The sequence below is a fragment of the Amycolatopsis sp. genome, assembly GCF_025464955.1.
Classification (GTDB): domain Bacteria; phylum Actinomycetota; class Actinomycetes; order Mycobacteriales; family Pseudonocardiaceae; genus Amycolatopsis.
In genome coordinates this window covers 56246-74625 of sequence record NZ_JAODNM010000157.1, presented here as the reverse complement: position 1 = coordinate 74625, position 18380 = coordinate 56246, and the positions used below count along the sequence as shown (strand labels likewise).

Sequence of the window (18380 nt, the reverse complement as noted above, 5' to 3'; positions counted from 1 at the left end):
CGAGTGGACCGCTTCCTCCGCAACTCGCCGTCGAGTTGCGATCGTTGCGGACGCTCAGTACCGCAACTCGACGGCGACTTGCGCGGGGCAACGACCCACGGAAGCGACCGAAGAGCCACCGAATCGCGGCGTGAGAGGATCGGTGGCATGCCTACCGCGAAGTCCAACGGCCTCGAGCTGGAATACGAAACCTTCGGCGACCCCGGCCACCCCGCCATCGTCCTGGTGATGGGCCTCGGTGCCCAGCTGATCAACTGGGACAGGAGTTTTTGCGCTTCAATCGCGGAAGAGGGCTTCCGCGTCATCCGGTTCGACAACCGCGACATCGGGCTTTCGACGTATTTGGACGAGCTGCCCCCGCCCGACCTGCAGGCGATCCTCGGCGGTGACCTGTCATCGGTCTCCTACGGGCTGGGCGACATGGCCGCGGACGTCGTCGGCCTGCTCGACGCGCTCGGCATCGACCGGGCCCACATCGTCGGCGCCTCGATGGGCGGGATGATCGCGCAGGTCGTGGCGATCGAGCACGCCGAGCGTGTCCTGAGCCTGTGCTCGATCATGTCGACCACGGGAGACCGCGCGGTCGGGCAGGCCACGCCCGAGGCGCTGGCCGGGCTGTTGCGTCCGCCTGCCGGCTCGCGGGAGAAGGCGATCGAGCAGACGATGGCGGGGACGCGCACGATCGGATCGCCCGGGTTCCCGGCCACCGACGACGAGCTGCGGGCGAAGGCCACGGCGTCGTACGACCGCGCGTATCACCCGGCCGGAAGCGCGCGGCAAACCGCCGCGATCGTCACCGCGGCCGACCGCACCCCGGCGCTGCGGAAGCTCGCGATCCCGACCGTGGTCATCCACGGCGACGCCGATCCACTGGTCGACCCGAGCGGCGGCAAGGCGACCGCGGAAGCGATCCCCGGTGCCGAGCTGGTCCTCGTGGCGGGCATGGGCCACGATCTGCCGCGCGGCACCTGGCCCACCGTCGTCGACGCCATCGTCCGCAACACCCGCCGCTGAGGCCTTCCCGTCACCGTGCGGGGCGTCAAGAAAGTGTCAAGAAGCACAGTGCGGGCGTACGGAAAGTGTCCGGAGCGACGTCGGGAGCAGGGGTCGGCGGTGGACTGGTTCCATGACCAGTTTCAGCCCGCCGAAGCCCGGTGAGGGGTTCGGCTACCCGCTCGGGTTCGTCGGCGCAGTCGCGGCGACGGTGGTTTCGGTAGCCGCCGGCGCCGCCGGGCATCACGTCTACGCCGTGGTCGCGTTGTCACTGGTCATCGCCTGGGTGGCCGCGACGTCGTCGCTGCGGGCCGCGCTCGGCACCGCGGTCGTGGCTTGGGGTCTGCTCGCGGGCTTCGTCATCGGCCGCACCGGCCTGGTCGTGTTCGACGCCGAGTCGGCCCGCGACGCCGCGGTGTTCGCCGCGGCCGGCCTGCTCGTCGGCGGATTCGCCGCGGCGCTGCACGCCGTTCGGGCTCACGCCGCAGCGCGAGTGACCGAGCCGCAGACGTTGAGCGTCAGGGCGGTTCCGGCACAATCCACCGGGGCGTCCCCGACCTGGCGCGCCAGGTCGGGCTCCACGCGCACGCCAGTAGCGCCCACCAGGTAGCCGGACACCGGCAGCAGGACGCCACCGAGGCCGAGCCGAACGGTTCAGGCGGTCCCCACCGCCATCACGAGCCACTCCCCATGGCATCGCCGTACCGCTGTCGGCTCGGCCTCGGTCCCCGACGTCCAGAAGATGGCCGCACCAGCGTCGACGTCGACCGCCAAGCCGGCTACCTGTGCGTCCACCATGGACCGATCCTCGGCGGTACTACCGTTGTCCGCCAAGGATTCCACTCCATCCACAGTGTCCGTCCCCCGGGAAGGGGCACTGTGGACGGACGGCGCCACGGAACGGATCCGCAACGCCTGTTCAGCGAGCTGGTGCTCGCCGAGTCCGGTCATGGGCCATGCGAAAGAGACTATGATTTCTGTACCCAGCTGTCAATAGGCTTCTTTAGCTGTAGTCAGGGGTACACTGGGCGTAGAACCGACAAGGGGGAAAATTCCAGTGACGGAAGCCACTGCGCGTCGCATCCACCCGGCGGGCGACCCGCTCCGCCGGGCGCTGGAACTACTCGGTGACCAATGGACGCTGTTGATCCTGCAGAGCCTCTTCCTGCGGTTTCGGCGGTACGAAGAGCTCCGGCTGCGGCTGCGCATCTCCCCCACCGCGCTCTCGGGCAGGCTCCGGGACATGGTCGCGGCGGGCATGCTGGACAAGACGCCCTACCGCGACAGCGGGCGCACCCGCCAGGAGTACCGGCTCACCGAACGCGGGCTCGAACTGTGGCCGCTGTTCATTTCGATCTGGGCGTGGGAGCGCGAATGGGTCCAGGGCCGCCGTGACGTCCTGCCGTCCCTGCGGCACGTCGACTGCGGACAGGACACCGAAGCCCCGCTCGGCTGCGCGACCTGCGTCCTGCCGGTCAACGCCCGCGATGTCGTGTCCAGGCGCCTCGACACGAAGGGCGCCGCCGGGGCGACAACCAGCAAACGCTTCCGCCGCAAGGACGCCGACTTCCTCTCCGCCGACCCGCTGATGTTCTTCCCGGACACGATGGAACTGCTCGGCGACCGCTGGGCGACCGGGGTGGTGGTCAGCGCGATGCTCGGCGCGCGCCACTTTTCGGAGTTCGAACGTGAGCTCGGCATCGGCCCCGGCGTCCTGTCGGACAGGCTGACGAGGCTCGTCGACGTGGACGTCCTGTGCACCACGACAGCCACCACGCGCACCGACGCGCACGCCTACCGGCTCACCCCCAAGGGCCGCGCGTTCTTCCCCGCGCTCGCGTTCATCGCCGAGTGGGCGCGGGAGTTCGAGGTCGAAGGGCAGAAGCCGGACATCATGCTCGACCACGTCGTCTGCGGGCAGCGGTTGCGCCCGATCCTGCTCTGCGAGCACTGTGGGAAGGCGCTCGATCGGGACAGGATCGTCTTCAGTCACGTCCCGTCACCAGACAGAGCGACACAGCCCACGTGACGCGCACCGAAATGGACTCGCTATCCGTCCCCGCAACTGACAGGCTGGTCCCAGATACACGTCGTAACCTCGGAGGTAGTTATGTCTGACCCGATACCGTCGCCCGAGAGCGACGAGGAGGACGACGTCAAGCGCAAGTTCCGCGAGGCGCTCGAGCGCAAACAGGCCAGCGCCCGGTCCGGTTCGGCCAACGAGAACGCCGGTGGGAAGAACCAGCACGCCCACGGCCCCGCGGCCAACAAGCGCACCTTCCGCCGGAAGAGCGGCTGACCGCTTCCGTCCAGTTCTGAATCAGGGGACCCCCGGTACGAATCATTCGTACCGGGGGTCCCCTGATTCAGGTGCGGTTACGGCGTGAGGATGGATCGCAAGCGGCCGACGTCGGACATCCGCCGCTCGGCGAGGCGGTCCGCGGCGGTGGCCGGGGGCACGCCATCGGCCTCGGCCAGTGCGTACACGGCCTTCGTGGTGTCGAAGATGGCCGTGGTCTTGCGCTTGGCGCGGGCGAAGTCGAACCCGTGCAGCTCGTCGCTGACCTGGATCACGCCGCCGGCGTTGACGAGGTAGTCGGGCGCGAACAGGATGCCGCGATCCTGCAGGGCCTTGTCGACCCCGAGGTGCGCGAGCTGGTTGTTCGCGGCGCCGCAGACGACTTTTGCCTGGAGCACGGCGACAGTCTCGTCGTCAAGCGCGCCACCGAGCGCGCAGGGGGCGAAGACGTCTATCTCGGAGCGGACGAGCGTGGCCGCGTCCGCGACCACCTCGACACCCGGGTAAAGCGCGCGGGTGCGCTCGATGGCCTTCGGGGAGACGTCGCTGATCACGACCTGCGCCCCGGACTCGACGAGGTGACCGACGAGGATGTGCCCGACCTTGCCGACCCCGGCGACGCCGACCCGGCGGCCGTGGAGCTCCGGGTTGCCCCAGACGTGCTCGGCGGACGCGCGCATGCCTTGGAAAACACCGAAAGCGGTAAGGACGGAGGAGTCTCCGGCGCCGCCGTCCTCGGGCGAGCGACCGGTGACGAAGCTGCATTCGCGGGCGACGACGTCCATGTCCTCGACGAAGGTGCCGACGTCGCACGCGGTGATGTAGCGGCCGGACAGCGACTGGACGAACCGGCCGAAGGCGCGCAGCAGGGGCTCGGACTTCAGCGTCGCCGGGTCGCCGATGATGACGGCCTTGCCGCCGCCGAGGTCGAGCCCGGCGAGGGCGTTCTTGTAGGCCATACCCTTCGACAGGGCTAGCACGTCGTCGAGTGCGGCGGCTTCGGACTCGTAGGGGTAGAAGCGGGTGCCGCCCAAAGCGGGACCCAGCGCCGTCGAGTAGATGCCGATGATGGCCTTGAGGCCGCTGGCCCTGTCCTGGCAGAAGACGACCTGCTCATGGGCGCTCTCGCGGCCGAATACACCTTCGGTCAAGGTGGTGACTCCTTTGTCGTGACCGGTCCGCACTTGTGGCGCGCCCCGGCGATTCGGGTTTCGTCGAACGACCCGGCCGGGAGAGATCGTCCCCCGCCGAGACGCTCAGACTACGCAACCTAGGCCACCGGCATACGAGGCGAAAGTTGGGATCGGGTGAACGTTGCGACGGCCCGCCCGGACGACACACCAGCGTCCCACTTTTGCGCTTTTGTGCGGTCTCTTAGTTTCTAAGAGACCGCAACTCGACGGCGAGTTGCGATGCTTTGAGGGCTCAACCTCAGTGCAGGCGGAGGTGCAGGGCCTGCATCCGGGCGTCGAGCTGGGCGGCGATGGTGGCGGTGCTGGCCAGTTCCTCGGCGAAGTCGGCGGGCACCTGGTCTTCGTACTTGTAGCACAGCTTGTGCTCCAGCGTCGCCCAGAAGTCCATCGCGATCGTGCGCAGCTGGACCTCGACCTTGACGTGCTCGACGCGGTCGGACAGGAAGACCGGGATGCGCAGGATGAGGTGCAGGCTCCGGTAGCCGTTGGCCTTCGGCGCGTCGATGTAGTCCTTGCGCAGGAGCAGCTCGACGTCGTTCTGCCTGGTCAGCATCTGCGCGACCCGGTAGACGTCCGACACGAACGGACAGACCACGCGGATGCCGGCCACGTCGTCGAGGTGCTCGGCGATCACGTCGAGATCGAGCTCGAGGCCCCGGCGGCGCAGTTTGTCCTTGATCGCCTCGGGGCGTTTCACCCGGCTCGTGACATGCTCGATCGGGTCGTGCCGGTGGATGAAGTCGAACTCCTCGCCGAGGATCCGCAGTTTCGTCATCACCTCTTCGATGGCGAACTTGTATACCAGCAGGAACCGGGAGAGATCGATGCCCGGCTCGTCGAGCGCATCCTCGGTCACCTTTGGCAGCGACCTGCGCACTGAGGAGCTCTTCACCGCACTTTTCCCGTCACTCGCGAACACTGTCCGTCATTACTATCCGTCACTGAGGAGAACGAGATTAACAGCGACGGGGTTCCCGCCCCCTGCGGGTGACCACGTCAAAACGCGCTGGACACGGCAGTGGAGGACACATGAGCGATCCCCGGAAACCCGAGCCCTGGCAATGGGAGGAGGACACGTGGCGCGGTCACGTGGACCACGTCCGGGCGGGCCGGTCCCTCAAACCGGCCTCCTGGCCGGGCGGGGCGAAGGTGGCTGTCGCGCTGTCCTTCGACTCCGACCACGAGACCCCGGCGTTGCGCGACGGAGACGTGCTGCCCGGCAAGCTCGCCCAAGGCGAGTACGGCGCGCGCGTCGGCGTCCCGCGGATCCTCGCCCTGCTGGAGCGGTACCGCGCGCCGTCAAGCTTCTTCGTGCCCGCCGTGTCCGCCCTGCTCCACGACGGCGAGGTCAAGTCCTATGTGAACGGTGGCCACGAAGTCGCCCTGCACGGCTGGATCCACGAGCGCAACACGCAACTCGCGGCAGCGGACGAGCGGGACCTGACCTTTCGCGCCGCTGACGTCCTCGAGCGGCTCACCGGCGTCCGGCCGGTCGGTATCCGGACGCCGTCCTGGGATTTCTCCGCGGCCACCCTGGCCATCACCCGGGAGCTCGGTCTGCGCTACGACTCCTCGCTGATGGCCGACGACGAACCGTACGAACTCCTGGCCGACGGTGAACCGACCGGAGTGGTCGAGCTGCCCGTCGAGTGGATCCGCGACGACGCGCCGTACTTCATGATGGACAGGTTCGCGTCGCTGCGGCCCTACACCCCGCCGCGCGGGGTGCTCACGATCTGGCGCGACGAGTTCGACGACGCCTACGCCGAGGGCGGTCTGTTCCAGCTGACCATGCATCCGCACATCATCGGGCACCGGTCCCGCCTGGCCGTGCTCGCCGAACTCCTCGACCACATCCGCGGTCACGAGGGAGTCTGGTTCGGTACCCACGCCCAGGTCGTCGACCACGTACTCGTGAGTGCTCCGGCCGCCTAGTGTGCCATGCGGGACACCCGCACCCGGGCGTGCCTAAACGCTCACGAGTCCTAGCCGGCGGCAGCGTCGTCCATGGCGCGGAGGACGCGTTTGGTCGAGACGGGGTGTGCGGTGCCGAGGGTCTGCGCGAAGAAGCTGATGCGCAGTTCCTCGATCATCCACCGGACGTCGAGCAGCGCGGCGTTGGACGTGCCGGGCGGCTGCGCGGCGAGCAGGGTGCGGTACTCCCCCAGCAGCCAGGTGACGTCGCCGAGCCGCTCGAGATCCCGGGTCGGGTCGGTCGGCAGCTTCTCGAGCCGGCGTTCGATCCCGCGCAGGTAGCGGACGACGTTGGCGAGCCGATCCTGACCGGTTTCGGTGACGAAACCCGCGTGCACCAACGACTTCAGCTGACTCCGGATATCCGCGAGCGATTCCGCCGGACCTCTGGTGTCGGACAGGAGCGTCTCGACGTCGTTCGCGGCGCGGAGGATGCGCTCGACCTCGTCCAGCACGACGAGTACGCCCGAGTTCAGTCCGGCACGCACCTTGTCGAGCAGTTTCGCGAAACCCGCCTCGTCCCACACCGGACCGCCGTTGTCGACCACCAGCTTGTCGACCGCACAGTCCACACAGTCGTCCAGCAACGCGGCCACACTGCCGTGCGGGTTGCGGTTGAGGACGAGTTTGGCCTGGTTGTTGAGGTTCCGGGTGATGTACTTCATCGGCGACGGCAGGTTCAGCCGCAGCATCTTGCGCGTTCCGGCCCACATCGAATGCTGCTGCTGGCCAGGTGTGTCGAGCAGCCGCACAGCGACCGTCTCACCCTCGTCGACCAGAGCCGGGTACGCCTTGACGTCGTGCCCGCGCTGCTTGCCGGCGAAGATCTTCGGCAGGTCACCGAACGCCGGAGTCTTCAGGCCGGACTTCTCGATGCTGTCGGCCGCCTGGGAGATCGTCGCCCGGACCTCGCCACTCAGCAGATGCTTGAGCGACTCGACATCCTTGCTCTCGCCCAGTTTTTTGCCCTTGACGTCAACCACGCGGAAGGTGACCTTGAGATGGTCCGGCACCTCATTGAGCTGCCATGCGTCATACGGGACGACGACCCCGCGCAAGTCTTCTAGAACCTCGCCGACGACGTCGAGCAGCGGACCGTCGGCAGGTTTCGCGTGTGCCAGCACCAGTTTCGCGTTGTCCGGCGCCGGGACGAAGTTGCGCCGGAGCTGCTTCGGCAGGGACTTTATGAGCGCTGTCACCAGTTCCTCGCGCAGCCCCGGCACCTGCCAGTCGAACCCGTCCTCGGTCACCTGGTTCAACACCGGGAGTGGAATGTGGACGGTCACGCCATCCGCGTCCGCGCCGGGCTCGAACTGGTACGTCAGCGGGAACGTCAGCGCGCCCTGCTTCCACGTGTCCGGGTAGTCCGACTCCTGGATCCCGCCGGCGGAATCGTTGATCAGCATCGACTTCTCGAAGCTGAGGAGGTCCGGCGACTCGTGCCGGGTCTTCTTCCACCAGGTGTCGAAATGCCGTGCCGACACCACGTCCGCGCCGACCCGCTGGTCGTAGAACTCGAACAGCGTTTCGTCGTCGACCAGGATGTCGCGGCGCCGCGCGCGGTTCTCCAGATCTTCGACTTCGTCGAGCAGCGCCCGGTTTTCGCCGAAGAACCGGTGGTTGGTTTGCCAGTCGCCGTCGACCAGCGCGTGCCGGATGAACAGCTCGCGCGAGAGCTCCGGGTCGATGCGGCCGTAGTTGACCCGGCGGTCGGCGATCAGCGGCACCCCGTACAGGGTCACCTTCTCGATCGCCATCACCGCGCCCTGCTTGCGTTCCCAGTGCGGCTCGGAATACGTGCGCTTGACGACGTGCGCGGCGAGCGGCTCGATCCACTCCGGCTCGACCTTGGTGTTGACGCGGCCCCACAGCCGCGAAGTCTCGACCAGTTCGGCCGACATGACCCAGCGCGGCTGCTTCTTGAACAACGCCGAACCGGGGAAGATCGAGAACCGCGAACCGCGGGCACCGAGATAGTCGCCCTTGTTCGGGTCCTTCAAACCGATGTGCGACAACAGACCCGCGACGAGCGCGGTGGTGACGCGCTGGGCGTCCGCCGGGGTCGTGTTCAGCGTGATGCCCAGCGGTTTCGCGGTCTGGCGGAGCTGACTGAAGATGTCCTGCCATTCCCGGATGCGCAGGTAGTTCAGGAACTCGGCCTTGCAGCGACGGCGGAACTGGTTGCTGGACAGTTCCTTCTGCTGCTCCTCGACATACGCCCAGAGGTTCAGGTACGTCTGGAAGTCCGAATCCTTGTCGACGAACCGTGCGTGCTGCTGGTCCGCCTGCTGCTGCTTCTCGGCCGGGCGCTCGCGGGGGTCCTGAATGGACAGTGCGGCGGCGATGACCATCACTTCGCGGACACAGCCGTGTTCCGCCGCTTCGAGCACCATCCGTCCCATCCGCGGGTCGACCGGGAGCTGCGAAAGCTTGCGGCCGACGTCGGTCAGCCGCTTCGAGTCCTCTGTGGCCTTCGGGTCGAACGCGCCGAGCTCCTGCAGCAGCTGGATCCCGTCGGTGATCTGACGGCTGTCCGGCGGCTCGACGAACGGGAACGCGGCGATGTCGCCCAGCCCCAAGGAAGTCATCTGCAGGATGACCGACGCGAGGTTGGTGCGCAGGATTTCCGGGTCGGTGAACTCGGGGCGCGCGTCGAACTCGTCCTCTGTGTACAGCCGGATGCAGGTACCGTCGGACGTCCGGCCGCACCGGCCCTTGCGCTGGTTCGCCGACGCCTGCGAGACGGGCTCGATCGGCAGCCGCTGCACCTTGGTCCGGTGGCTGTAGCGCGAGATCCGCGCGGTGCCGGGGTCGATCACGTACTTGATACCCGGCACGGTCAACGAGGTCTCGGCGACGTTGGTCGCGAGCACGACACGACGTCCGGTGTGCCGGTTGAACACCCGGTGCTGCTCGGCGGACGACAACCGCGCGTACAACGGCAGGACTTCCGTATTGCGCAGGTCCTGCTTGTTCAGCGCGTCGGCGGTGTCGCGGATTTCCCGCTCGCCGGAGAGGAACACCAGGATGTCGCCCTGGCCTTCGGCCATCAGCTCGTCGACGGCGTCGCAGATCGCCTGCGTCTGGTCGCGGTCCTGGTCGGCCTGCGGATTGTCCGGGTCGACGATCGGCCGGTAGCGGACCTCGACCGGGTAAGTCCGGCCGGAGACCTCGACGATCGGCGCGTCCGAGAAGTGCTTCGAGAACCGCTCCGGATCGATCGTCGCCGAAGTGATGATGACCTTGAGGTCGGGGCGCCTCGGCAGCAGTTGCTTGAGGTAGCCGAGGATGAAGTCGATGTTGAGGCTGCGCTCGTGGGCCTCGTCGATGATCAGCGTGTCGTACTGCCGGAGCATCCGGTCGGTCTGGATCTCGGCGAGCAGGATGCCGTCGGTCATCAGCTTGACGAGCGTGGTCTGGCCGGACTGGTCGCTGAACCGGACCTTGTAGCCGACGGTGTCGCCGAGCTCGGTGTCCAGCTCGCTCGCGATGCGCTCGGCCACCGTGCGCGCGGCCAGCCGCCGCGGCTGGGTGTGCCCGATCTGGCCGAGCACGCCCCGGCCCAGCTCGAGGCAGATCTTCGGCAGCTGGGTGGTCTTGCCCGAGCCCGTCTCCCCCGCGACGATGACGACCTGGTTGTCCCGGATGGCCGCGGCGATGTCGTCCTTGCGCTGGCTGACCGGCAGCTCTTCGGGATACTTGAGCGTCGGCACGGTCTCCCGGCGCTGCTGCACCCGCAGCTCGGCCGCGTCGATGTCGGCGGCGATCTGGACCAGGGCTTCAGGGCTGAGCTGAGCCGGTTTGCCGCGTGATCTGCGTGCGCCGTCGAGCCGCCTGCGCAGCCGATGCGCGTCGCGCGGCATCAACTCGGGCAGGCGGGATCGGAGCTCCTGAACCCGCGGACGGGTTTCGGCAGCTTCTTGGCGCGGGGGTGGCGTAGACATTCTTCCGACAAGGATAGCGGTGGGTGACGAGGGAGGCTTCCGAATATGACCGAGCTGACCGGCCGCGCCCGTGAGTGGGTCGAGACGGTGGCCCTGCCGGACGTCGAGATCGTCCGCATCTCGGTCCTGACCGGCGGTTATCGCAACGACAACCTGCTGCTCGAAGGCGTCGACGGCGGTAAGTGGGTGCTGCGCGGCTACGGCTCCGCGAACCGCGCGGACGTCGAGACTGCGCTCGCCGCGAAGCTCCGCGGAGTGGTACCGGTGGCCGGTGTCGTCGCGAAGGATCCCGCCGGGCCGTCGCTACTGCTCGACTTCGTCGAGGGCACTCCGGTCGACAGGCTCTTGCCCACGCTGTCGACGACCGAAGCCGAGGCCGTGGGTGTCGCGGCCGGACGAGTGCTGGCGGCGATCGGCACGATCGAGTTCGACCGGCCCGGGTTCTTCGCCGACGCCTCGCTTGAACCGGAGCCCGCGCCGACCAGCCTGGCCGGGTTCGTCGCGGAGTGCCTCGAGCGGCATGATCCCGGCTGGCAGCTCTCACCGTACGAACTGGACGGTCTCCGGTCGCTCGCCGACGCCTGGACGCCGCTGGTGAACGCCGTCAGCGGCACGGCACGGCTGGTCCACGCGGATTTCAACGCCAAGAACCTGCTCGCCGCGAGCGATGGCGACGGCTGGCGGATCACAGTGCTGGACTGGGAGTTCGCCTTCAGTGGCAACCCGCTGGCCGACCTCGGCAACGTGCTGCGGTTCGGCGAGACGCCCTTCACCGCCGGGATCGTCACCGGGGTCGGACCGCTACCCATGGGCTGGCGGGATACCGCTCGCGCGCTCGACCTCTTCGCGCTCGCGGACTTCCTGACCCGGCCGCCGAAGCAACCACTGGCCGCGGACATCCTCGCGCTGGTAACGAAACTGGTTCAGCGCGGCCCGTAAGCACGGACGAACAGCTCCGCCGCCGACTCCGCGATCGCCCGCTTCTCCGCCGAGGTCAGCGCGATCACGCCGTAGAGGGACTTCGACTGCCCCTCGTACCCGAGCAGGCCGAACAGCTGGGTCACGGCGGCTGGCACGTCCGGGATGTCGACGACCCCGTCGGCGGCGAGTTCACCGAACTCCCCCGCCAAACGCAGCCACAGCTCGGCCGGGGCGCCGGCGGCCCAGAGCTCGCGCAGTTTGGGCATGCGTGCCAGTTCACCGATCATGACCCGGCGCAGCGCAGCGACCCGGTCGCTCAGGACGAGCTCCAGGAGTGCCTCCCCGAACTCGACCAGCGACCCGCGCAGGTCCGACGCCGACAGCAACCGACGTCCAGGGGCCATCAGCGACGCCGGGGCCTCGGCGCGAGCGGCCTCGACCACGGACAGGAACAGCGTCTCCTTGTCGGTGAAGTGGCTGTAGACCGTCTGCTTGGAGACGTCGGCGATCTTCGCGACGACGTCGAGGTTCGTCCCGTTGTAGCCCTCCCGCAGGAAGACCTCGGTCGCGGCTTCGAGGATGGCGCCGCGCTTCGCGCTCGACGGCGGCCTGCCCCGCCGCGGCGGGGGCGTGCTTGACGACTGGACCGGCATGCTGCCATATTATCAAACGAGACGGTCCAGTCTAGTAAATGGGGGTAACGATGGTTCCGCAGTTCGTGTTCAGCTCGCTCTTCGTGGTGATGTTGGTGCTCTCGTTCCAAGCCGCCGAGAAGCTGCCGGAACGCCGCGAGGTCAGCGTCCGCCGGCTTCCCCGCGTCGCGATCGGGCTGTTCACCCTGGTCGCGGTGCCGTCCCTGCTGCAGTTCGCCTACCCCGGCATCTACCGCGCGTTGAACCGGAACTGGGACCTCATCCAGCACCACGGCCAGTGGTGGCGGCCGTTCACCTCGTTCATGGTCCAGGACGGCGGCGTCCCGGGCACCGCGTTCAACCTGTTCGTGCTGGCCATCGTCGCGGTCGCGGCCGAGCGCGTCTGGGGGTCGGCGACCACGCTGGCGCTGTTCTTCGGCATCCTGGCCGTGTTCAGCATCGACACGTTCCTGATCGCCCAGCCCGACGGCGGCGGCAACTCCGGGGTCACCTTCCGACTGGCCACCACCATGGCCGGGCTGGCACTGGTCACCCTGCCCGGCCGACGATCCGTCCTACTCGCGCTGGGCATCGCCGCCGACGGCGTCGTCTGCCTGGCACTCGGCAACGCACACGGCGAACCGATGATCACCGGAATCGTCGTCGGCGTCCTCGTCGCACTGGTCCAGCGCCGCCGGCGGGCACCTCAGGAGCGGTGCAGCACCGAGGGGGTCAGCTCCGCAGGCGTGCGGTGACCGGACAGTCCCAGCGTGAGGTCGAGATCCGCGAGCAGACTCCGCAGCACGTGCCGCACCCCGGCCTCCCCCGCGTGCGCGAGGCCGTAGACGAAGGGCCGTCCGAGCAACACGGCCTTCGCGCCCAGCGCCAGCGCCTTGACGACGTCGGCGCCGGTGCGGACACCCGAGTCGAACAGCACGTCGATCTGGTCGCCGACGGCGGCGGCGATGCCGGGCAACGCCTCGAGCGAGCCGATCCCGCCGTCGACCTGGCGGCCGCCGTGGTTGGACACGACGATCCCGTCCATCCCGGCGTCCGCCGCGCGGCGGGCGTCGTCGACGTGCTGGATACCCTTCAGCACGATCGGACCGTCCCAGTGCTCACGCAGGAACGGCAGCTGCTGCCAGCTCTTGTCAGTCCCGGTGAACATCGACACCCAGCGCAGGATCGCGCCGGGCGGGTCCTCCTCCGGGGTCTTGTCGAGGCGACTGCGGAAAACGGGGTCGGAGAACGGGATCGCCGTGCCGTGGCCGGTGAGGAACGGCAGGTACGCCTGGTCGAGGTCGCCCGGGCGCCACGCCAGCGTCCAGGTGTCGAGGGTCACTACGAGCGTGGTGTAACCGGCGGCCTTCGCCCTGGCCAGGATGCTTGCGCAGACGTCGGGATCGTTCGGCCAGTACAGCTGGTACCAGCGGGGACCGGCGCCGCTCGCGACGGCGACGTCCTCGATGGTGGTCGACGAGGCCGTGGACAGGATGAACGGCAGGCCGACCGAGGCCGCGGCGCGGGCCGTGGCGCGCTCGGCGTCGGCGTGCACGATCGACTGGACGCCGACCGGCGCGACCAGTACCGGCGCGGGGAGCCTGGTCCCGAGGACCCTGGTGGACAGGTCGCGGTCGGTGGCGTCGGTGAGCATCCTCGGCACGAGCCGCCAGTGGTCGAACGCTTCGCGGTTGGCGCGGACCGTGGCCCCGGAACCCGCGGCGCCGGCCACGTAGGAGAAGGGACCCGGGCCGAGCAACTCCCTCGCGGAGTCCTCCAGCTTCGTCGCGTCCGTCGAGCACGGGGGCAGGACACCGCTGAGTCCCTGCAGGTAGATCTCGTTCTGGTAGCTGCCGAACCGCTCTGTCACTGGGGCCTCCTCGCGCCGGTCCGCACTGTACCGGCCGGTAACCCGATCGGGATGTCCGGGAATACCTGGCGGCGGCCGAGCGCTACACCTGGTGCAGCCTTTCGAGGCGGGGGTCATCGCCCCTTCGGGCTTCCCAATCGGCTCGAGACAGCGCGTACTCGGCGTCGCCGTGCTCATCGCCTTCGACAGGCATCGGCCAGTCCGCGACGAAGATCCGCACGAACGTGAGTCCGCACTTCTCCATCACGCGCCTCGACGCGGCGTTGACCGCCATAGTGTAGGCGACCACCCGGCTCACACCCAGCTCGGTGAAGCCCTTGTCTATCAAGGCACGGGAGCCTTCGGACGCGTAGCCCTTGCCCCAGCAGGACTTTCTGAGCCGATAGCCGAGCTCCGGCTCGTCGGATGGGGCATCTTCGGCGGGGCGGAAATGGAACCAGCCAGCGAAGTCGCCAGTCGACTTTTCCACCGCAGCCCAGAATCCGTACCCGGCGAACTGCTCGTAGTACCAGAGATACCGCGGCATACGGTCGTTTTCGTACTCCTCACGAGGCGTCGGTAGCCCGCCGGTGATGAACCGCATGACCTCGGGATCACTGTCCAGCGCGACCAGATTGTCCACATCGGACTCGGTGAACCGGCGCAGGATCAGCCGGTCGGTCTGGAGGAAGATGTCCATCCGGCGAACGGTACGGACTTGCGCTGCGAGCGTCGAGGCATTAACCTAGTGTCATCCCCTGTGGATCGAAGGCTCGTGAAGAACGTAGCCGCTCCAGGGATCTCTGAGACTTTTCCCCCAGAACGACACGATTCAGTCGTTCCCCCTCGCGGACACCGTGATCACTTCCGGTCCGCGTCCATATTCTTACCCTTTTTCAAGGAGAACCCCATGTCAGACACCAAACGCACCACCACATCCGCACTACCCGCCCGACCCGTTCACGGGATCGTCGATCTCCGTGGAACCACCGCCTACCTGCGCACCGGCGGTTACGTCCCCAAGACGTCCGACCCGACAGTGCCGCAGGCCGTCGTCCGCAAGTACGGCCTCCGTGCCGGTGACGAAATCGCCGGCACCCTGCCGAACCTCGACACCATCAACGGCGTCAGCCCCGACGAGGCCCGCAAGCGCCCGCAGTTCGACGCGCTGACCCCGTTGCACCCCAACCAGCGGCTGCTGCTGGAAACCGACCAGCACCGGCTCACCACCCGCGTCATCGACCTGGTCATGCCGGTCGGCAAGGGCCAGCGCGCGCTGATCGTCTCCCCGCCCAAGGCCGGGAAAACCACCGTGCTGCAAGAGATCGCGCGGGCCATCTCGATCAACCACCCCGAATGTCACCTGATGGTGGTCTTGGTCGACGAGCGGCCGGAAGAGGTCACCGACATCCGCCGGTCGGTGGACGGCGAGGTCATCTCGTCCACCTTCGACCGCCCGCCGGCCGAGCACACCGCGATCGCGGAACTCGCCCTCGAACGGGCGAAACGACTCGTCGAAGCCGGTGAGGACGTCGTCCTCCTGCTCGATTCGCTGACCCGCCTCGGCCGCGCGTACAACCTGTCCGCCAAGGTTTCCGGCCGCGTGCTGACCGGTGGGATCGACGCCTCCGCGCTGCACCCGCTGAAGCGGATCCTCGGCGCCGCAAGGAATATCGAAGGCGGCGGCTCGCTGACCATCTTCGCCACCACGATGGTGGAAACCGGCTCCACCGGCGACACCGTGTTCTTCGAGGAGCTCAAGAGCACCGGGAACGCCGAGCTGAAGCTGGACCGCAAGATCGCCGAACGCCGGGTCTTCCCGGCCGTCGACATCAACCCGTCCGGCACCCGCAAGGAAGAGCTGCTGCTCTCCCCCGACGAACTCGCCGCCGTCCGCCACGTCCGGCGCGCGCTGCAGGGCCTCGACAGCCACCACGCGATCGACCAGCTCCTCGACCAGCTGAAGAAAACCGGGTCGAACGCCGAATTCCTCCTGCGGGTACTGGGTTCCGCGAGTGTCCCGGCCGCCAGGGTTCCCGCCTCGAGGGTCCCCGCCGCCGGGGCTCCGATCGCGGCGTAAGCGAATTCAGTTCGGCGGCAGGGTCCAGCGGAAGTCGCCGTCGGGATCGTCGAGCCAGACGCGGTGGAACCCGTCGGGCAGCACGGTGAGCCCGAATCGCTCCCAGCCCGGACTGCCGATGGTGCGCCATCGCGAGCCCGCCCGCTGCACCATCCCGGTACCCCTGGGCAACTGCAACAGCGCCAGGAACTTCACGATCGCAGGCTCTTCGCCGTCCTCCAGCGCGGCGGCGCCGGGCTCGGAAAGAAAGCGCCCCTGGAGCGAGTCGCCGTCGAGTGTCAGCCGCACCCGGCCGCTCGCGCCGCCGACGTCGAGCGGAACGAGCATCGCTCCCCCGGGCGCAAGCTGACTCGCCCAAGCCCACGGCACGGCCGAAACCGGGCGGCTGACCAGGAGCCGGTCGTACGGCCCGTGCTCGGCAAGTCCGTGCTCGAGTGCGGCGGCGACCACGGTCGGGATGGCCTCGGCCAGGGCAAGCCTCTTCAGGATCACCTTGACGACGTCCGCGCTCAACTCAGTGGAAAACACCTGGCCACCGCCCAGCCGATGGGCCAGCACCGCGGCGGTGTAACCGGTACCGGTCCCGATCTCCAGCACCCGATGTCCGTCGCTGAGTTCGAGCATTTCGAGCGCCCAGGCCAGCAGGCGCGGACCCGGATCGGACACGATCGGACTGCCGTCTGCTCGGCTCAGCTCGGTGACCAGGCCTTCTGGCGAGTACACCGACCTGAGATCGTCCACCGTGTCGAACGGCGTCCAGCCGCCATCGGCGTCCTGGCGATACGCGCGGGGTACGAACACGTGCCGCGCGACAGCCGCGAAGGCCTCGCGCAGACCCGCCGAACTGAGTTCACCGCCCTCCGCCAGACTCGCGGCGAACCGGCCCGCATAGGGCTTCCAGTCCAGGTCGAGTGCGTTCACTCCCACCGTCCTTGTGAATCTCGCGCCGCTATCGGGCCGTCGGTGTTAATTGTGACCCGTTTCCGTGATCAGAAGGAACCACCGTTCCCCATTTGGCCTCACCCCAACCTCTTCGCAGCGCGCTCGCAGACGTTGACCCGCTACGGTCGGTGTAGCCCACCACGTCCACTGGGAAGGAGTCAGCGAAGATGCCCACCGATCGCGCGTACGACTTGGTGCTGTTCGGCGCCAGCGGGTTCACCGGGGCGCTGACCGCCGAGTACTTGGCACTCAACGCTCCCGCGACCACGAAGTGGGCGTTGGCGGGACGCAATCCGGCCAAGCTCGAAACCCTGCGAAACCGGCTTGCCGAGATCAATCCGGCCTGTGCGGAGTTGCCGGTGCTCACCGCGGACGTGGCCGATTCGGATTCCGTGCGGGCTGTCGCCGAGGCGGCAAAAGTCGTCATCACAACCGTCGGACCATGGGCCGTACGCGGAGAACCGCTGGTAGCAGCCTGCGCCGACATGGGAACGGATTACGTCGACCTCACCGGCGAAGCCGACTTCGTCGACCGCATGTACGTCGCGTACCACGCTCGCGCGGTCGAGACCGGAGCGCGAATCGTGCACGCGTGCGGGTTCGATTCCATCCCTCACGACCTTGGTGCGTTCTTCACGGTCAAACAGTTGCCCGAAGGCGTGCCGATCACAGTCGACGGGTACGTGCGGGCTTCGGCGACGTTCTCCGGCGGCACGTTCACCACTGCGATGCTGGGGTTCGGGAACACCCGATCCATGGCGAGGGCGGCAAAAGAACGTGCGCAGGTGGAAGCGCGCCCGGAGAAGCGGCGGGTCCGGACGCCGTTGGGCGCGCCGCACCGCGTGCGTGACTCCGGGCTCTGGGCCGTGCCGTTGCCGACCGTAGACCCGCAGATCGTCGGCCGCTCGGCGAAGGCGCTCGAACGGTACGGACCGGACTTCACCTACCGGCATTTCGCGGCGGTCAAGCACCTGCCGACCGTCATCGCCGGCGCGGCCGGGTTCGGCGCCTTGTTCGCCGCTGCGCAGATCCCGCCGCTGCGCACCGCGCTGTCGAACTTCCGCAAGCCGGGTGACGGGCCGGACGCGCGCAAACGGGCGAAGTCCTGGTTCACGGTGACGTTCCACGGCGAAGGCGGCGGACAGCGCGTGCGCACCGAGGTCTCGGGCGGTGACCCCGGCTACGGCGAGACGTCGAAGATGCTCGCCGAGTCCGCCCTGTGCCTCGCCCACGACGACCTCCCCCCGACGTCCGGCCAGGTCACCACCGCGACAGCGATGGGCGACGCCCTCCTCGCCCGCCTCGTCGCCGCCGGCCTGCGCTTCACCGTCCTGTAACTGCACTCACCCGGTCGCCGCCTGCACTCGCCCGCGCGTCAACTGCGCTCCCAGCCCGCTTGAACGCCGACGTGTGCCCAGTGCCGAGCACGGCGAAGTCGGTGATCCCCCGCTGGCGCAGCCGGATCCCCGCACTGACGACGAGCACCTCGAAATCTCGCCTATACATACTTTGGATACTAATAGTCTCTCGATACTGACGGTAGGTACAACTTG

Annotated in this window: 17 protein-coding genes and 1 pseudogene; 9 read left to right on the top strand and 9 right to left on the bottom strand. The window is 68.1% G+C overall.

Annotated elements, in window-relative coordinates; all coding sequences use genetic code 11:
* Window positions 1-147: 147 nt before the first annotated feature.
* The gene (locus JWQ81_RS40155; RefSeq protein WP_297550242.1) at window positions 148-1014 is read left to right on the top strand and encodes an alpha/beta hydrolase; all 867 of its coding nucleotides are present in this window, start codon (window positions 148-150) and stop codon (window positions 1012-1014) included.
* Between the two features lie 112 nt (window positions 1015-1126).
* On the top strand, window positions 1127-1603 hold the full coding sequence (locus JWQ81_RS40150; protein WP_297550240.1) for a hypothetical protein: 477 nt from the start codon (window positions 1127-1129) through the stop codon (window positions 1601-1603).
* A gap of 44 nt (window positions 1604-1647) precedes the next feature.
* Here JWQ81_RS40150 and JWQ81_RS40145 read toward each other — a convergent pair whose 3' ends face one another.
* Window positions 1648-1791 carry a hypothetical protein gene (locus JWQ81_RS40145; protein ID WP_297550238.1) on the bottom strand — a complete coding sequence of 48 codons (144 nt, stop codon included), beginning with the start codon at window positions 1789-1791 and terminating at the stop codon, window positions 1648-1650.
* 259 nt (window positions 1792-2050) lie between these two features.
* Here JWQ81_RS40145 and JWQ81_RS40140 point away from each other — a divergent pair, with 259 nt between their 5' ends.
* Both JWQ81_RS40140 and JWQ81_RS40135 read left to right on the top strand, forming a co-directional pair.
* The gene (locus tag JWQ81_RS40140; RefSeq protein WP_297550236.1) at window positions 2051-3022 is read left to right on the top strand and encodes a helix-turn-helix domain-containing protein; all 972 of its coding nucleotides are present in this window, start codon (window positions 2051-2053) and stop codon (window positions 3020-3022) included.
* Between the two features lie 81 nt (window positions 3023-3103).
* Complete coding sequence (locus JWQ81_RS40135; protein WP_297550234.1) at window positions 3104-3292, top strand: DUF5302 domain-containing protein; 189 nt, start codon at window positions 3104-3106, stop codon at window positions 3290-3292.
* Between the two features lie 77 nt (window positions 3293-3369).
* Here the strand turns inward: JWQ81_RS40135 and JWQ81_RS40130 are convergent, their stop codons facing one another.
* Together JWQ81_RS40130 and JWQ81_RS40125 are read right to left on the bottom strand one after the other, a co-directional pair.
* Window positions 3370-4443 (bottom strand): Glu/Leu/Phe/Val dehydrogenase dimerization domain-containing protein, encoded by a 1074-nt coding sequence (locus tag JWQ81_RS40130; protein ID WP_297550232.1) that lies wholly within the window; start codon window positions 4441-4443, stop codon window positions 3370-3372.
* A 280-nt stretch (window positions 4444-4723) separates the two neighbouring features.
* Complete coding sequence (locus JWQ81_RS40125; protein WP_366942376.1) at window positions 4724-5341, bottom strand: GTP pyrophosphokinase family protein; 618 nt, start codon at window positions 5339-5341, stop codon at window positions 4724-4726.
* A gap of 173 nt (window positions 5342-5514) precedes the next feature.
* Here JWQ81_RS40125 and JWQ81_RS40120 point away from each other — a divergent pair, with 173 nt between their 5' ends.
* Window positions 5515-6420, top strand: a complete 906-nt coding sequence (locus JWQ81_RS40120; RefSeq protein ID WP_297550230.1) for a polysaccharide deacetylase — start codon at window positions 5515-5517, stop codon at window positions 6418-6420.
* A gap of 50 nt (window positions 6421-6470) precedes the next feature.
* Here the strand turns inward: JWQ81_RS40120 and hrpA are convergent, their stop codons facing one another.
* On the bottom strand, window positions 6471-10403 hold the full coding sequence (hrpA, locus tag JWQ81_RS40115; RefSeq protein ID WP_297550228.1) for an ATP-dependent RNA helicase HrpA: 3933 nt from the start codon (window positions 10401-10403) through the stop codon (window positions 6471-6473).
* A 45-nt stretch (window positions 10404-10448) separates the two neighbouring features.
* Here hrpA and JWQ81_RS40110 point away from each other — a divergent pair, with 45 nt between their 5' ends.
* Entirely contained in the window at window positions 10449-11342 is an 894-nt protein-coding gene (locus JWQ81_RS40110) for a phosphotransferase (protein ID WP_297550226.1), read from the top strand.
* On the opposite strand, the gene JWQ81_RS40105 is transcribed toward JWQ81_RS40110, so the two are convergent.
* Window positions 11327-11977, bottom strand: a complete 651-nt coding sequence (locus tag JWQ81_RS40105; protein ID WP_297550224.1) for a TetR/AcrR family transcriptional regulator — start codon at window positions 11975-11977, stop codon at window positions 11327-11329. The two genes, JWQ81_RS40110 and JWQ81_RS40105, sit on opposite strands and share 16 nt — an antisense overlap.
* A gap of 38 nt (window positions 11978-12015) precedes the next feature.
* Between JWQ81_RS40105 and JWQ81_RS40100 the strand changes: the two genes are divergently transcribed.
* Window positions 12016-12711 (top strand): rhomboid family intramembrane serine protease, encoded by a 696-nt coding sequence (locus JWQ81_RS40100; RefSeq protein ID WP_297550223.1) that lies wholly within the window; start codon window positions 12016-12018, stop codon window positions 12709-12711.
* Here JWQ81_RS40100 and JWQ81_RS40095 read toward each other — a convergent pair.
* Window positions 12663-13826, bottom strand: a complete 1164-nt coding sequence (locus JWQ81_RS40095) for a lactate 2-monooxygenase (protein ID WP_297550221.1) — start codon at window positions 13824-13826, stop codon at window positions 12663-12665. The two genes, JWQ81_RS40100 and JWQ81_RS40095, sit on opposite strands and share 49 nt — an antisense overlap.
* Before the next feature lie 82 nt (window positions 13827-13908).
* On the bottom strand, window positions 13909-14505 hold the full coding sequence (locus tag JWQ81_RS40090) for a GNAT family N-acetyltransferase (RefSeq protein ID WP_297550219.1): 597 nt from the start codon (window positions 14503-14505) through the stop codon (window positions 13909-13911).
* Between the two features lie 255 nt (window positions 14506-14760).
* Here JWQ81_RS40090 and rho point away from each other — a divergent pair.
* Window positions 14761-15885, top strand: a pseudogene (gene rho / locus JWQ81_RS40085) (transcription termination factor Rho); the annotation flags it as partial.
* Between the two features lie 6 nt (window positions 15886-15891).
* Here rho and JWQ81_RS40080 read toward each other — a convergent pair.
* Entirely contained in the window at window positions 15892-16806 is a 915-nt protein-coding gene (locus tag JWQ81_RS40080; protein WP_297550217.1) for a hypothetical protein, read from the bottom strand.
* A gap of 188 nt (window positions 16807-16994) precedes the next feature.
* Here JWQ81_RS40080 and JWQ81_RS40075 point away from each other — a divergent pair, with 188 nt between their 5' ends.
* Window positions 16995-18164, top strand: coding sequence for a saccharopine dehydrogenase NADP-binding domain-containing protein (locus tag JWQ81_RS40075; RefSeq protein WP_297550215.1), 1170 nt, complete (start codon window positions 16995-16997; stop codon window positions 18162-18164).
* Here the strand turns inward: JWQ81_RS40075 and JWQ81_RS40070 are convergent.
* Window positions 18151-18333: a hypothetical protein gene (locus JWQ81_RS40070; RefSeq protein ID WP_297550213.1), complete on the bottom strand. Its 183-nt coding sequence runs from the start codon at window positions 18331-18333 to the stop codon at window positions 18151-18153. The two genes, JWQ81_RS40075 and JWQ81_RS40070, sit on opposite strands and share 14 nt — an antisense overlap.
* Between the last annotated feature and the right edge of the window lie 47 nt (window positions 18334-18380).

What these genes read in the sequence shown, in the direction of transcription:
- JWQ81_RS40155 (WP_297550242.1), top strand. Translation starts at nt 148, where the DNA reads ATGCCTACCGCGAAGTCCAACGGCCTCGAGCTGGAATACGAAACCTTC.
- JWQ81_RS40075 (WP_297550215.1), top strand. Translation starts at nt 16,995, where the DNA reads ATGCCCACCGATCGCGCGTACGACTTGGTGCTGTTCGGCGCCAGCGGG.
- JWQ81_RS40120 (WP_297550230.1), top strand. Translation starts at nt 5,515, where the DNA reads ATGAGCGATCCCCGGAAACCCGAGCCCTGGCAATGGGAGGAGGACACG.
- JWQ81_RS40070 (WP_297550213.1), bottom strand. Translation starts at nt 18,333, where the DNA reads ATGTATAGGCGAGATTTCGAGGTGCTCGTCGTCAGTGCGGGGATCCGG.
- JWQ81_RS40110 (WP_297550226.1), top strand. Translation starts at nt 10,449, where the DNA reads ATGACCGAGCTGACCGGCCGCGCCCGTGAGTGGGTCGAGACGGTGGCC.
- JWQ81_RS40100 (WP_297550223.1), top strand. Translation starts at nt 12,016, where the DNA reads ATGGGGGTAACGATGGTTCCGCAGTTCGTGTTCAGCTCGCTCTTCGTG.
- JWQ81_RS40090 (WP_297550219.1), bottom strand. Translation starts at nt 14,505, where the DNA reads ATGGACATCTTCCTCCAGACCGACCGGCTGATCCTGCGCCGGTTCACC.
- JWQ81_RS40150 (WP_297550240.1), top strand. Translation starts at nt 1,127, where the DNA reads ATGACCAGTTTCAGCCCGCCGAAGCCCGGTGAGGGGTTCGGCTACCCG.
- JWQ81_RS40105 (WP_297550224.1), bottom strand. Translation starts at nt 11,977, where the DNA reads ATGCCGGTCCAGTCGTCAAGCACGCCCCCGCCGCGGCGGGGCAGGCCG.
- JWQ81_RS40145 (WP_297550238.1), bottom strand. Translation starts at nt 1,791, where the DNA reads ATGGTGGACGCACAGGTAGCCGGCTTGGCGGTCGACGTCGACGCTGGT.
- hrpA (WP_297550228.1), bottom strand. Translation starts at nt 10,403, where the DNA reads ATGTCTACGCCACCCCCGCGCCAAGAAGCTGCCGAAACCCGTCCGCGG.
- JWQ81_RS40135 (WP_297550234.1), top strand. Translation starts at nt 3,104, where the DNA reads ATGTCTGACCCGATACCGTCGCCCGAGAGCGACGAGGAGGACGACGTC.